This is a genomic window from Streptomyces sp. NBC_00459 (assembly GCF_036013955.1).
Classification (GTDB): Bacteria; Actinomycetota; Actinomycetes; order Streptomycetales; family Streptomycetaceae; genus Streptomyces.
On the sequence record NZ_CP107903.1, the window covers coordinates 1447210 to 1461154 of the forward strand.

General features: G+C 70.6%; 15 protein-coding genes. 7 read left to right on the plus strand and 8 right to left on the minus strand.

Annotated features, from left to right (window positions below):
• Window positions 1–9 precede the first annotated feature (9 nt).
• Window positions 10–915, minus strand: coding sequence for a helix-turn-helix domain-containing protein (locus tag OHN74_RS06190; protein WP_327693528.1), 906 nt, complete (start codon window positions 913–915; stop codon window positions 10–12).
• A 168-nt stretch (window positions 916–1083) separates the two neighbouring features.
• Between OHN74_RS06190 and OHN74_RS06195 the strand changes: the two genes are divergently transcribed.
• Entirely contained in the window at window positions 1084–1974 is an 891-nt protein-coding gene (locus tag OHN74_RS06195) for an oxidoreductase (RefSeq protein WP_327693529.1), read from the plus strand.
• Between the two features lie 3 nt (window positions 1975–1977).
• Here OHN74_RS06195 and OHN74_RS06200 read toward each other — a convergent pair whose 3' ends face one another.
• From OHN74_RS06200 to OHN74_RS06210, 3 genes are all read right to left on the minus strand, one after another.
• Entirely contained in the window at window positions 1978–2946 is a 969-nt protein-coding gene (locus tag OHN74_RS06200) for a DMT family transporter (RefSeq protein ID WP_327693530.1), read from the minus strand.
• A gap of 227 nt (window positions 2947–3173) precedes the next feature.
• Window positions 3174–4175 (minus strand): EamA family transporter, encoded by a 1002-nt coding sequence (locus OHN74_RS06205; protein ID WP_327693531.1) that lies wholly within the window; start codon window positions 4173–4175, stop codon window positions 3174–3176.
• Between the two features lie 93 nt (window positions 4176–4268).
• On the minus strand, window positions 4269–4853 hold the full coding sequence (locus OHN74_RS06210; protein ID WP_327693532.1) for a Clp protease N-terminal domain-containing protein: 585 nt from the start codon (window positions 4851–4853) through the stop codon (window positions 4269–4271).
• Between the two features lie 207 nt (window positions 4854–5060).
• On the opposite strand from OHN74_RS06210, the gene OHN74_RS06215 reads away from it, so the two are divergent.
• Both OHN74_RS06215 and OHN74_RS06220 read left to right on the plus strand, forming a co-directional pair.
• A complete protein-coding gene (locus OHN74_RS06215) occupies window positions 5061–5249 on the plus strand; it encodes a hypothetical protein (RefSeq protein WP_327693533.1) in 189 nt (62 codons plus the stop codon).
• A gap of 99 nt (window positions 5250–5348) precedes the next feature.
• Window positions 5349–5777 (plus strand): type II toxin-antitoxin system Rv0910 family toxin, encoded by a 429-nt coding sequence (locus OHN74_RS06220; protein ID WP_327693534.1) that lies wholly within the window; start codon window positions 5349–5351, stop codon window positions 5775–5777.
• Between the two features lie 117 nt (window positions 5778–5894).
• On the opposite strand, the gene OHN74_RS06225 is transcribed toward OHN74_RS06220, so the two are convergent.
• Complete coding sequence (locus OHN74_RS06225; RefSeq protein WP_327693535.1) at window positions 5895–6551, minus strand: PadR family transcriptional regulator; 657 nt, start codon at window positions 6549–6551, stop codon at window positions 5895–5897.
• Window positions 6552–6747: 196 nt separating this feature from the next.
• Here OHN74_RS06225 and OHN74_RS06230 point away from each other — a divergent pair, with 196 nt between their 5' ends.
• Both OHN74_RS06230 and OHN74_RS06235 read left to right on the plus strand, forming a co-directional pair.
• Window positions 6748–7446: a response regulator transcription factor gene (locus OHN74_RS06230; RefSeq protein WP_327693536.1), complete on the plus strand. Its 699-nt coding sequence runs from the start codon at window positions 6748–6750 to the stop codon at window positions 7444–7446.
• A 144-nt stretch (window positions 7447–7590) separates the two neighbouring features.
• Window positions 7591–8400, plus strand: coding sequence for a PhzF family phenazine biosynthesis protein (locus OHN74_RS06235; RefSeq protein ID WP_327693537.1), 810 nt, complete (start codon window positions 7591–7593; stop codon window positions 8398–8400).
• Between the two features lie 49 nt (window positions 8401–8449).
• Here the strand turns inward: OHN74_RS06235 and OHN74_RS06240 are convergent, their stop codons facing one another.
• On the minus strand, window positions 8450–9250 hold the full coding sequence (locus tag OHN74_RS06240; RefSeq protein ID WP_327693538.1) for a CPBP family intramembrane glutamic endopeptidase: 801 nt from the start codon (window positions 9248–9250) through the stop codon (window positions 8450–8452).
• 247 nt (window positions 9251–9497) lie between these two features.
• A complete protein-coding gene (locus OHN74_RS06245; protein WP_327693539.1) occupies window positions 9498–11015 on the minus strand; it encodes a glutamate--cysteine ligase in 1518 nt (505 codons plus the stop codon).
• A 574-nt stretch (window positions 11016–11589) separates the two neighbouring features.
• On the opposite strand from OHN74_RS06245, the gene OHN74_RS06250 reads away from it, so the two are divergent.
• A complete protein-coding gene (locus OHN74_RS06250) occupies window positions 11590–12174 on the plus strand; it encodes a hypothetical protein (protein WP_327693540.1) in 585 nt (194 codons plus the stop codon).
• A gap of 376 nt (window positions 12175–12550) precedes the next feature.
• On the plus strand, window positions 12551–12745 hold the full coding sequence (locus OHN74_RS06255) for a DUF5999 family protein (protein ID WP_327693541.1): 195 nt from the start codon (window positions 12551–12553) through the stop codon (window positions 12743–12745).
• 168 nt (window positions 12746–12913) lie between these two features.
• Here OHN74_RS06255 and OHN74_RS06260 read toward each other — a convergent pair whose 3' ends face one another.
• Complete coding sequence (locus OHN74_RS06260) at window positions 12914–13540, minus strand: class I SAM-dependent methyltransferase (RefSeq protein ID WP_327693542.1); 627 nt, start codon at window positions 13538–13540, stop codon at window positions 12914–12916.
• Window positions 13541–13945 lie beyond the last annotated feature (405 nt).

Genomic DNA, 13945 nt, shown 5'->3' on the forward strand with positions numbered 1-13945 from the left:
GAGCGGACCTCACTGTCCGTCGATGCTCTTCTCGTCGACGTGCGGCGCGTCCGTGTGCTGTTCGCCGATGTTCATGTGGCCCTCGGACTGCGGGGCGTTGAGGCTGCCCAACAGCCCCAGCAGCTCCGCGTTCCGGCTGCCGGGCTCGGCGTGGAAGACGACGAGGGTGAGGCCGTCCGAGCCGCCGACGTCGAGCTTGTCGCAGTACAGGTCGAGGTCGCCCACCTGGGGGTGGGTCATCCTGCTGACGCGTGCGCGCATGGGGAGGACGTCGTGGCGGGCCCAGAGCGACCGGAAGCGTTCACTGCGCAGGGACAGTTCCCCGACCAGTTCCACCAGACGCGGATCGTCGACATCGGCACCGGCTCGCGCGCGCAAGCTCGCGACAACCCCCGCGGTCAGGTCCTCCCAGTCCCGGTGCCGTTCGCGCTCGCCGGGGTCGAGGAACACGGTTCGGAGCAGGTTCACGCCAGGGACATGGTGGGGCGCCAGTGCGCTGTACAGGGCGTTCACCGCGAGCACCTCGGCGTACTGGTTCTGCACATAGGCGGGGTTCGTGGGCCAGCCGTCGATGAGCTGCCGGATACTCGTCGGCACCGGCGTCGGCCTCGCCGTCCGCCCGCGTGACGCGGGCCGCCGCCCGGGCCCCGCCAGGCCGACCAGGTGACGGGTCGCGTCGGCGTCCAGACGCAGTACCCGGGCCAGCGCTTCGAGCACCTGGGCGGACGGATTGCGGTCCCGTCCCTGTTCCAGCCGCAGGTAGTAGTCGGAACTGATCCCGGCGAGCGTCGCGACCTCCTCGCGGCGCAGCCCGGGCACCCGCCGCAGACCGCCGCCGCTGAGCCCGACGTCCTCGGGCCGGACCAGCTCCCGGCGGGCCCGCAGGAACTCTCCGAGCACGTTGTTGGCGTCCATGCCCACCACCGTAGATCGGGCGGCTCGGGATGTGGGTGTCCCTGTCGCTCCCAGGAACAGCGGGGTACTGCCACCCGTGCCCCGATCGCGGCAGAGTCGGCCCCCGGACGGCAACAGCGAACGACGACAGCAATTCCAACGCAGCGGTACGCGACGAAAGGCACCACCATGGCCCACACCGTCTCCGGCGGAACCCTCACCCCCGCCGAGGGCCTGACCCTGACCCGCATGGGGTACGGCGCCATGCAGTTGGCGGGGCCCCATGTGTTCGGGCCGCCCAAGGACCCCGACGAGGCCGTGGCGGTGCTGCGCGAGGCCGTCGACCGGGGCATCACCCACATCGACACCAGCGACTTCTACGGGCCCACGGTCGTCAACGAACTCATCAGGAAAGCCCTCTCCCCCTACCCGGCCGATCTCCGCATCGTGACCAAGGTGGGCGCCCGCCGCGGCGCCGACGCGAGTTGGCTGCCCGCGCTGGACCCCGAGAGCCTCAAGTCGGCCGTCCACGACAACCTCCGGCACCTCGGCGTGGACGTGCTCGACGTGGTGAACCTGCGCGTCGGCACGGACCTGGTCAGTGGCTCGACGCCGCTCGGCGAGGAGTTCGGGGTACTGGCCGAGCTCCGGAAGGAAGGCCTGATCCGGCACCTCGGGCTCAGTTCGGTCACCGCCGACCAGCTGACCGAGGCGCAGGCCGTCGCCCCGGTCGTCACCGTGCAGAACCTCTACAACCTGGCCAACCGCGGGGACGACGCGCTGGTCGAGCGGTGCGCGGCGGAGAACATCGCCTTCGCCCCCTTCTTCCCGCTCGGCGGCTTCACCCCGCTGCAGTCCCGGACCCTGACCGACGTCGCCGCCCGTCTCGACGCCTCACCCCAGCAGGTCGCCCTGGCCTGGCTGCTCCAGCGCTCGCCGAGCATCGTCCTCATCCCCGGCACCTCCTCACGCGCCCACCTGCGCGAGAACATCGCCGCCGCGGACCTGACGCTGCCGGCGGACGCCATCGCGGAACTCGACACGATCGGCGAGGCGACGGGCACCTCGCAGGGCGACTGAGCCTCAGCCGAACGCCCCTCCGGGCTCCGCCCGCCGCTCCACACCCCCGTCCGCACCGGCACCCCGCGCCTCCGCCACCGCGAGCCCGGCCACCGCGCCCAGCATCAGCAGGGTGCCCACGACGGTCGCCGGCGTCAGCCGCTCGCCGAGCAGAGTGACGGCGAGGAGTGCCGCGCTCACCGGTTCCAGCAGCATGACCACGGATACGGTTGCCGATCGGACGACGGCCGCCCCGGCGAAGTACAGCCCGTACGCCAGGGCGGTCGGTACGGCGGCGACGTACACCACAAGCCCGGCGAACCGCAGGCCGTCGCCGGTGTGCGGGAACAGCCCCTCGGCGAGTCCGAAGGGCAGCAGGCAGATCGTCGTGACCCCGAAGGCCCTGACGGACGTACCGAACGCGTCCGTTGTACCGTCGCGCCCCCACCAGCGGGTGAGGAGGGCCATCACGGCGTACCCGACCGCTGACACCGTGGCCCATGCGAGACCCGACGCCCGCACCTGGGCCCCGCCACTGCCCAGCACCAGCACCGTGAGCCCGGTGAGCGCACCGGCGACGGCGACGATCCCGCCCGCCCCCAGCCGCTCGCCCATGGTCAGCCGGGCGCCCAGCGCGATGAGGACGGGTCCGGCGCCCAGTGTGACGACGGTGGCGACCGCGAGACCGGTGGCCTGGACGGACGCGAAGTACGCCGTCTGGAACACGGCGAGCGAGCAGCCGGTGACAATGGCGCGCAGGGCCTTCCGGCGCCCCGGTTCGGGCCTGACGGCCGTACGGCGACGCAGCGACCGGGCGAGGAACAGCAGCGCGAAGCCGCCCGCGCAGCGCCAGAAGGAGAAGGCGACGGGGCCCATGTCGCTCACCCGGTGGACGAGGGAGGCGGCGGCGCCCGCGGTGCCCCAGGCGGCACCGGCGACGGTCAGGAGGAGCAGGCCTCGCCCGATGGGCAGGCCGGAATCAGTGTTCGACACGAGAGTCTCTCCGCAGCCGCGCGGAGACCGGCCGAAAGGCCGCCCCCACACGGAAGTTGACGAAAGGACCCGGGCCCTCTCAGGGGCGAATTCCAAGGGTCCTCGGACGTCGTCTGCGGGCAGCACCGTTCAGCCCGACGGCGATACGTCGGACACGTTCTCCGGAGAGCCCGCCTCAGGCGGCCGGAGGCGGCAGGACGAGTGCGTGTGCGTGCATGATCGCGACCCTATGCGGCGGTACGACGGTCCGCCACATCCTTTTCGGGTCCCCGGGCGACCGGCTCCGCCGACCCCTTGGCGGGTGCCGACGACTGCGCGATGAACGCGCCCAGGAGCACCACCGCGCCCCCGACGATCTGCGGCGCCGACAGATGCTCGCCCAGCAGCACCCAGGCGAGCCCGGTCGCGATGACCGCCTCCAGACACGCCACGACCCCGGCGACCTGCGGCGAGAGCCGCCGCACGGCGAGCACACCGGTGACGTACGCGACAACCGTGGCGACCAGCACGAGCCAGCCCAGCAGCAGCCCGGCCGCGACGGGCGTGCCGTCCATGTGGGCGCTGCCCGCGAGCACGGACCAGTCCATGCGCCACGGACGCGCCACGACGGTCAGCACGAGGGCGCCGACCAGGAGTCCGTACGCGATGACCCCGAGGGGGTCCGGTGCCTCGTCGCCCGCGTCGCTGCCCTGGTCGGACAGGACGAAGTAGCCGACCTGGCAGCAGGCGGCCGCGAGCGCGAGCAGCAGCCCCACGGCGTCGAAGCTCAGCCCGGACCACACCTCGACGACACAGGCGAGCCCGCCGACCGCGAGGACGACACCCAGCGCGGCGGCGCGGGTCACGGGCCGCCGCTGCACGAACCGCACCCAGCCGAGCACAAGGGCGGGAGCGAGGTATTCGACGAGCAGGGCGACCCCGACGGGGATGCGGGAGATCGCGGCGAAGTAGCAGGCCTGGACGCCGGCCACGGCCAGCAGCCCGAATCCGGCGAGCAGCGCGGGCCGCCGACGCACCAGCGCACGGTGCCGCACGGCCAGCGGCAGCATCACGAGGGCCGCACCCGTCACACGGAGCCACACCACGTGCAGCGGATCGAGGCCCGCCTCGATCAACGGCTTGGCCGCGACCCCGGAGCCGCCGAACGCGACCGCCGACACCAGCGCGAGTCCGAGCCCGACGCCCCTGCCCCGACCGACCCCACCGCTCCCTGACGTACGCACCGGCACATGATGACAGGCGACGACATGACCGTCACCCCCGATGACACCTGTCTCATCGACTGGACGGGCCTCCGGGCTCCGTCGAGCGGACCCCGCGCCTCAGCCGACGCCGTCGAGGCCCCCGGCGTACTCCTCGCACGCCGCCGCCGCGATCGCTTCGACCTGCAGCAGCCGAGCCGGCAGCTCCCCCGGCTCGACTCCACCCCGTCGCAGCACCTCGACGGCCCGGGACTGCGGATCCGCGACGATCGCCGCGAGCAGATCGGTGCCTCGGGCCTGTGCGTCACCGCGTCGCCCGGCCCGCTCGCACGCCTCCTCCAGCGCGCCCGCCGCGACCGGTGACCAGCCCGCCGTATGCACCGCCCCCGGCAGCACGGGCAGGGCCCCGGAGTCCTCGACCGAGCCCTGCCAGCGCAGTCCGTAGCCGATGCTGCGCTGCACGAGATAGCCGAGCAGCCGCGCGACCTGCGGATCTCCGCCTTCGAACACCGCGCGCACCTCGGAATCGGACTCCAGGAGCGTGTGCAGCAGATGGGCCGTGTCGATCTGCCGGTCCCCGTCCCGCAGTGCCCTTCTGCGCGCACCGGCGACCACCGCTGCCAGCTCGGAGGTGAGCCTGGCATCGTTGTCCACGCGGTTCGCACCGTGCTCTGTGGTCGACTGCCGGGGGATACGGGGTTGCACACCCCCACCCCATCAGTCCCAGCGGATCCGGTCATCCTCGCGACGCATCATTTCCGCGTCCCACGGAAGGTGGGCATCGAGCGTGGAATCTCCTCCCTAGGGAGGACATCACGCCGCTCCGGCACGAAGCCGACGCATGGGGCGCGCACCCTCATTCCGTGCGCCCCGGGCGCAACCGGAGCACCCGCTCGCACGTCCCACTCCAACATGGAGAGCAGGTGCTGGCTGGTGGCGCTGCCGGCCACGGACGGCAGACAGTACGTGTACCGCGTATACGCCCCCGAGGACGCGCTGCTCGCCGACCTGTTCTGGGAGGCGTGGCACTGTCACGACGAAGGCCCCTTCCCGCGCGCGTGGGACCTGTTCGACGCGGCGGTCATACATCAGGTGGGCTGAACCCGTGCCGACTTTTTCTGACGACCCGTCAGTATTGAATGTTCCAGCCCTTGCGGCTACGTTCCGCGACACCGCAGCCCGAGACACAGAGGTGGTCGCATGGCCGAAATAAGCGCGGAGGCACACATCCAGGCACCGGCGGAGAAGATCTGGGCGCAGCTGACGGACTGGTCGGCGTACGGAGCCTGGAACGCGACCCACACGAGCTTCCCGAAGGGCGGCCCCTCCGCACTGGAGGTCGGCGGCACCTTCGAGGAGAACATGAAGCTGATGGGCTTCCCGGCCGAGGTCGACTGGACCATCGAGGAGCTGGAACCGGCTCGCACACTGGCGATCAGGGGCAAGGGCCCGATGGCGGTGATGGTCGCCACGCGCTACACCCTCACGCCCGACGGCGACGCCACGACCGTCCGTATCGACGGCGAGTTCACCGGCGCGGCCGTCTCCCTGATGGCCGGCAAACTGAAGGACTCGGGGACGGCCGCCCTGAACGAGTCCCTGCGCAAGCTGGCCGGCCTGGTGATCTGAGCCCGTCAGCAAGCGTCGTACGGCAACACAGAGGCACCCCGCGGACACTTCCGCGGGGTGCCCCTGCGCACTGGGGGACGTGCCGCCGGAGGCGGGCCCGTCTCCGAGGGCGACCCATCAGTCCTCGTCGGCGAGGATCAGATACAGCTTCTTGCGCGCTTCGTTGATCACCGTGAGCGCCTTCTCGCGCTGTTCCTTGCTGCCCGTCTTCCAGACCTGGCCGAAGGCCTCCATCAGACCGAAGCCGGCCTGGCGGATGTCGTTCAGCGCTTCCCAGTCGACGCCGCGTCCGGCCTCTTCCCAGGGTGCGTCGGGGCCCTCGCCGGCCGCCGTGCGACCGGACTCGGTGAGCGCGAACAGCTTCTTGCCGCCCTCGCTCTCGTTGGCGATCAGGCCCTCGTCCTCCAGCAGCTGAAGGGTGGGGTAGACCGAGCCGGGGCTGGGCTTCCACGCCCCTCCGCTGCGCTCGGCGATCTCCTGGATCATCTCGTAGCCGTGCATGGGCCGGTCCTTCAGCAGGGCCAGGATCGACGCGCGGACGTCACCGCGCCGCGCCCTGCCCCGCGGTCCGCCCCTGCCTCCGCGCCCGCCCCAGGGACCCGGGCCGAAACCAGGGCCACCAGGACCGCCGGGACCGCCGAATCCGGGCCCGAAGGGACCGAAGGCGGCTCGCCGCCCCTCGAAGCCGCCCCGGCCGAAGCCTCGGGGGCCGCCATGACCGTGTCCGTGTCCGGGACCGAAGCCCGGACCGAATTCCTCTCCATGGGAACGCATCGCAACCACTCCATTCGTTGTCTTGTCGTTGATCTGTCGCGATGCGTCAACGATATATCGGAATAGCTCGCACGACAACCCCCGCAAAGAAGTGACCCAGGCCACAGTAGAAACGATGACGTTTCGATAGCACGAAGAGCTAGGCTGACGAACAACGAAGTGAACGAAACAGTTTCGTACAAGGAGAGTGCCCCCCATGGCCTCCGTACTCGTCGTACACCGCCACTCCCTGCAGCGTCTCGGACTGCGCATGCTCCTCGCTGCCCAGCCCGACCTGACCGTCGTCGGCGAGGCGACGAGCGGCGCCGAAGCTGTTCGCATGAGCGCCGCGTTCGGGCCCGATGTCGTCCTGATGGACAGCCAGGTGGTCGACACGGACGGCGTCGACGTCATCCGTCGCATCAGCCGGTCCACCACCCTGCTGCCGGTCTCCGAGCCCGCGAGAGCCGCAGACCACCGCCCGCGCGTGCTGGTCCTTACCCCCACCGGCCACGAACAGCACGCCTACGCGGCCCTGCGCGCCGGAGCAGGCGGGTTCCTTCCCCAGGACGCCACCCCTGAGGAACTGACCGCGGCCGTCCGTATCGTGGCCGCCGGGGACGCCGTCACCACCCCCAGCCTCACCCGCGCGCTCATCGACACCGTCCGGCACGAACGCACCTTCGGCTCTCTGGAACGAGAGAGCGAGCTCGGCGCGCTCACCAGGCGCGAACGCGACGTCCTCACCGCGGTCGCCGCCGGCTGGTCCAACACCGAGATCGCCACCCGACTGTCGATCTCACCGACCACGGTGAAGTCCCACGTCAGCCGCATCCTCACCAAGATCGGCGCACGCGCGCGCGTACAGGCGGTGGTCTTCGCATACGAGTCCGGCCTGGTACGACCGGCCGCCTGACGCCCCACGCCGCCCGGCGGACGACACCCCCTCGCACACTGAGCACACCCGACGCACCCGACCCACCCGGTCGGCCTCGAACCAGGTCCAGCACCCGGGAATTGGCCTTGGTCCCCCACCCCGCCACCCGTCTAGCGTCGTCCCATGCGCATTCGAATCGTCGACGCCTTCACCGACCGCCCGTTCGCCGGCAACCCGGCCGGCGTCATGCTCCTCGACGGCTTCCCGGACGACGCCCGGCTCCAGCGGATCGCCCTGGAGGTCAACCACGCCGAGACGGCGTTCGCCCACCGTCTGCCCGAGGGCGGCGAGGCCGACTGGGCACTGCGCTGGTTCACCCCGGCCGCCGAGGTCGCGATGTGCGGCCACGCCACGCTCGCCACGGCCCACGTCCTGCACACCACCGGCTCCCACTCGGGACCGGTACGGTTCGCGACCCTCAGCGGTGTCCTCATCGCGGCACCCCGCGAGGACGGCTCGATCACCCTCGACTTCCCGACCGCCCCGCTGACCCGCGTCGAGCCGCCCGCCGGGGTCGCCGAGGCCCTGGGCGCCGAGCCGCTCGCGGCCTTCGACACCGGCCCGAACATCAACGACCTGCTGATCGAGGTCGCCGACGAGAAGACGGTCCTGGGCCTCACCCCCGATCTCAAGGCCCTCGTCGCCCACTCGGAACGCGGCGTCATCGCCACCGCCCGCGCGGACAACCCCGCCGAGGGCTACGACTTCGTCTCGCGCTGCTTCTTCCCCCGGATCGGCATCGACGAGGACCCGGTCACCGGCAGCGCCCACACCGCTCTCGCCCCCTACTGGTCCGAGCGTCTCGGCCGCCCGGACCTCACCGGCCTCCAGGCCTCCGCCCGCACCGGCCTGGTCCGCACGGAGCTCCGCGGCGACCGCACCCTGCTCACCGGCCGAGCGGTCACCACCATCGACGGCGAACTGCTCGTCTGAGGGCAGACGGAAGGGCGTACGAAACCTCGTACGCCCCTCGCCCGGCCGCTCACGCCGTGGGCAGCCAGGGCAGCTTCCCCGCCAGCAGCGCGTACCCCACGAACGCCCCGATGTCGAGCAGTGAGTGCGCCACCACCAGGGGCCCCACCCGGCCCCACCGCCGGTAGAGGTACACGAACACCACCCCCATCACCATGTTTCCGATGAACCCGCCGATGCCCTGGTAAAGGTGGTACGACCCGCGCAGTACGGAACTGGCCACCAGTGCCGTCCCCGGGGTCCACCCCAACTGGCGCAGTCGGCGCAGCAGGAACGCGACGACGATCACTTCCTCCAGTACGGCGTTCTGCACCGCCGAGAGGATCAGCACCGGGTACTTCCACCACACCTCGGGCAACGCCTCCGGCACCACCGTGAGGTTGAAACCGAGTTCGCGGGCCGCCAGATAGAAGGCGATTCCGCTGCTGCCGATCACCGCCGCGACGGCGGCCCCGCGGCCGAGGTCGGGCCAGGGCCGGGTGCGGTCGAAGCCCAGCGTGCGCAGCCCCTTCCCCTCGCGCAGCAGGAAGTGCGCGACCAGGGCGACCGGTACCAGCGACGTCGTGATGCCGAAGAGCTGCCAGGCGAGATCCAGCCATGGCCGACCCGGCGCCGCAGAGGCGTTGAGGGTGGCCGCCTGGTCCTTGAGGCCGCCCGGTTTCGTGACCGACCCGACAAAGCTGATCAGGGCCGAGACACCGCTCGCCCCGAGTGACAGCCCCAGAACCAACAGCGTCTCGTCCCGGAGAGTCCGTCGCGACGGCCGCTCCTCAGGAACGGAACCAGCCACCGCGCCCGTCTCCACCTGCACTCCTGCCTCCAGTTGTGTAGTCCCGCCGCTTCCGGCGTGCCTCCACCTTCCCTGTCATACGGCCCGTGCTGCCGATTCAGCTCATACGGCTGTCCCGCATCACGTGTGCTGTTGACCAGGGCGGGACACCACCGTCATGGGACGTCACAGCTTGCCCGATCCACCTGAGGAGAGCGCGGGTGCCCCCCGTGCACGCGCCGACCGCCGCACGGGGGCCATCGCGACGGCACTCGTTCTCGCCGGGCGATCACCCCAGCGGCACCGGTTCCGGCAGCCCCACGGGCCAGGTGTGCACCGGCTCCCCGAGGTGCATCAGCTCGCTGTAGCGCCGGGTGGTCGCGGCCAGCGCGGTTTCCCGGGACAGCCCCTTCTCCAGCGCCCGGTGGAAGGTGGCCGCCTGCCAGGACGCTCCGTTGGCCCGAAGCCGGCACCGTTCCTCGATCACCCCGAGGTACAGGTCCCGGTCGGCGGGTTCGACCCCCCAGGCGTCGAGGCCGGCCGCGGCGAGCGGCAGCAGTTCGTCCCGTACGAGATGCACGGCGTCGACCTCCGCCGTGCCACCGAACCGCCCGCCCCGGGGCCACCGGAGCCGCGCGTCGATGCCGTACCGGCAGGCCGCGTCGAAGTTGGCGGCGGCGGCCTCGAAGGGCAGCCGGGTCCACACCGGCCGGGGCTCCTCGGCGAGCGCCCTGACGACCCCGTAGTAGAAGGCCGCGTTGGCGATGACGTCCGTGACCGTGGGCCCGGCGGGCAGCACCCGGTTCTCGACGCGAAGATGCGGAACGCCGTCCGCGATGCCGTAGACCGGACGGTTCCAGCGGTACACGGTGCCGTTGTGCAGCACCAGTTCGCCGAGCTTCGGCACACCCCCGGCGTCGAGGACGCCGAGCGGGTCCTCGTCGTCGCAGATCGGCAGCAGCGCCGGGTAGTAACGCAGGTTCTCCTCGAAGAGGTCGTACGCCGACGAGATCCACCGCTCCCCGAACCAGGTGCGCGGCCGCACTCCCTGCGCCTGGAGTTCCGGCGGGCGTGTGTCCGTGGACTGTGTGAACAGCGGGGGCCGCGACTCCCGCCACAGCTCACGGCCGAACAGGAAGGGCGAGTTGGCCCCGATCGCGACCTGCGCGGCGGCGATCGCCTGCGCCGCGTTCCACACATCGGCGAACCGCGCCGGCGTGACCTGCAGATGCAGCTGCACGGAGGTACAGGCCGCCTCCGGAGCGATGGACTTCGACGTGCACGAGAGGCGCTCCACGCCGTCGATGTCGAGCGTGAACTCCTCACCGCGGGCTGCCACGATCTGATCGTTGAGCAGGGCGTAGCGGTCGACCTCGGAAAGGTTGGAGGAGACCAGGTCGTCCCGTTCGAGCGTCGGCAGAATGCCGATCATCATGATCCCCGCGTCCACCTCGTTCGCTTTCCGGTGGGCATATGCCAGTGACGTACGGAGTTCTTCGGCGAGGCGGTCGAATACGCGGCCCGCGAGGCGATGGGGGGCAATGTTGACTTCCAGATTGAACATGGCGAGTTCTGTTTGGAAATCTCGGCTGGCGATCCTTTCGAGTACTTGCCCATTCATCATTTTCGGCATGCCGTCGGGCCCGACGAGATTCAGCTCGATCTCCAGCCCCAGGAGATTCTTGGGGCGGTCGAACCGCTTCTCGGCCAGCAGTCGCTCCAGCCCCGTCAGACACTGCCGGAGCTTGGTGCGGTAGCGCCGGCGATCGGACAGGTCGAACGGCCCCGCCACGACCTTCTCCCCCATCGGAGTGTCCCTCCTCGAATGGGCGGGCCGAAGATCCGGCCGCTGATGTCCCGGGTCACGTGGGATAGTGCCCACCAAACGCGATCGATAACGCCCTGCGTGTTCCCGTCACCCGCTACGCTGGCCGAGGTGACCGGCGGCACATTCGCCCGGCATGGCGTCGCAGACGGTTTCAGGCCGGGACGACCCGACAGTTTCGCGCACTTGCGAACTCGTGAAAAACGCCGACGACAATTGGCCGACCGCCGTCGGCACGTCCACCGAGGTCATCGCTGTCCGACCGGCCGGGAATCGGTAGAAACACCTCGCAACGCCGACTGAACAGACCCTTGCTCTTCACGCGGAAAACAGTTAGACGAAACATAGTCAGAACACGTGTCGTATAAACTCCGCGAACAAGGGCAGAGAGTCGGCGCCCAGGTCCTGGGTCCTGCCGTCCAGGTGACGTCCGGCAGGCCGCGCCCCGTCAGCGCACCCGGCCCCCGCCTCTTCGGCCCCGAGACTTCGAGAGCTGACAGCGCCGTCCGCCCCCGCCCTCGCGCCACCGTGCCTGTCGAATGAGAGGCGTTCCACCATGCCCCTGCATGTTCCCCCGGCTCCCGCGCCCGCACTGCGCACCGTCCTCACAGCACTCGGTTCCCCCACCGCCGTCCGCGAGGCCCGCACCCCGTCCCTCCGCAACGCCCAGGGGCCCACCACCCCGGAACTCCCGCTGCCCGTGCATGTCCTGGACCGGATAACCCCCGCGGGCACGTCCACCACCCGGCTGACCGGGTGGCGCTTCCTGATCCGCTCCGGAGACCGCGCGGTGGCTGCGGCCGAGACCATGCTGACCCCCGACGGCTGGGCCTTCTCGCACTTCTTCGAAGGTCCCTACATCGCCTCCACCGAGCGCGCCCTGCGCCAGGCCGAGACGATGAAGCAGCCCTACCAGGCGCGCCTGCTGTCCGTCCCCGAGCTGTACATGCTCACGCTCTGGCTGCACGGCGACATCACCGCCGACGGAGCCGAGGGCCGTCTTGCCGCGACCGACCTGCTCGTCCCGCTGGCACCGGCCCCGCCGGGCATCGCCGCCCACCGTCCGCACCGGGTCGCCGAACTGCTCCCCGTCCTGACCCATCGGGTGACTCCGGCCCCGCTGCTGAGTTCCCCCGCCTGACCGCACACGACACAGCACTCTCCGTATTCCCGCGTGCCCCGTCGTCGAATTCCCGACGCCGGGGCACGCCGCTCTTTCGCGCGTCATTACGCTCGTACGAGCCATTAAGGGTTTGCGTCCCGTCCGGACTAGCCCTATCCGGCCATCAGGAACCACCCAAAGGGACAGCCCAGTTGGGCTGAACCGTCCGCCCGGGTGATGCGTCTTGAACCTGTGAGAAGCGGTGCGGCTAAATACCTGCGGATTGACGCCCGTGGGGCAACACTGGGTTCGAACCGATTTATCACAACGGGGAGCGGCCATGAGCAGTACTTCGAGCCGCAGGACAGACACCACAGCCATCTCACACTCCACGACAGAGCGAAAGATCCCATCAATGTGCCAGCACCAGCCACCGTGCCCGACAGCTCACTCCACCGACCGGGAGTCCGCCCGCCTCGTGGCGCACCACCCGGAACAGGGATGGAGCCTGCTGTGCAACGGCGTTCTCCTCTTCGAGGACACCGGTGAGCTCCTGCCCGACGGCCAGATCATCGCCCCGCACCGACCGGTGGTGATGACGGCTGCCTGACGGCCACGCACACGGACGAAGGGCAGCCTCCCGGCGTCAGGAGCGACTGCCCGAACAGCTGAACGGACGAAGAGGGGCCGGCCCGCAGACACCTGCTGCGAACCGGCCCCGACGCATGTCCGAGGGTGACTACTCCTCGTGATCCTGCCGTACCCCTCTGATCTGGTCTCACGCGGTGGAGCCGGAGTGCACGCTGACGGCATAGCCGCAGCCCGGGTGGTAGGGATCGCCGCTCCAGGTCGCGTAACGCTGCCGCAGGGTCAGTCCGGCCTCGGCACACCAGTCGTCGAACTCTGCGAGAGTCACCGGCGGTTCCGGCAGGGGCAGGTGTGCCGCGTCCAGTCCCATGCCCGTGACCAGCAGCCCGCCGGGACGCAGTACGGCGGCCAGCTGCCGGACGACGGCCGGCTCGGTGCCGGGAGCCAGCAGCGGGATGACGTTTCCGGCGGCGAGTGCCAGGTCGAAGCCCGGGTCCAGGCCGAGTGTGTCCAGACGGGCCAGGTCACCGAGGAGCCACTCCTGTGTGGGAGCGGCGCGGCGGGCGACGGCGAGCATCGAGGGGTCGACGTCCACGCCGGTGCAGTGGTGGCCCAGCTCGGCGAGCCTGATCGCGATCCGGCCGGTGCCGCAGCCGGCGTCGAGAATCCGGGCGGCGGGCTTCAGCAGCGCGGCACAGAAGGCGGCCTCGCCGTGGATGTCGTGACCCGACTCGGCGAGCCGCGCGAAACGCCGGGCGTACTCCTCGCCGGCTTGTCCGCCGGTCAGTTCCGCCCAGCGGTCGCGTTGCCCGGTCATGTTCGGCGTGCCTTCCGGTCAGCCTCGCCCAGCAGGGGCGAGGACGGTGCCAGCGCAGTGCTGCGCTCGTAGGTGCGGACCTCGCGGCCCGCTACGAAGGTACACAGGGCAAGGCTCGAACAGCAGCCGACAGCGCCCTGCCTCAGCACCCGTGCCTGACCAGCCGCCTTCGCAGCCGTCCGGGGTTCGAGCGCAGCGCCTCCACCAGACACGGCTCACGCAAGGCTGGTGGAAGAACTGCGACAACGGCGCCACAGACACCACAAGCGCCGCTGAACCAGCCGAGAGACACGGCCCCTCGGACCGTGTCTCTCATGCGCTCGCGTCTCACCGAAATCTGACGGACTGGTTCGACACCGCCCGACCACTGCCCCGACGCGGGCGACTCCCGCGAACCGAACCCGG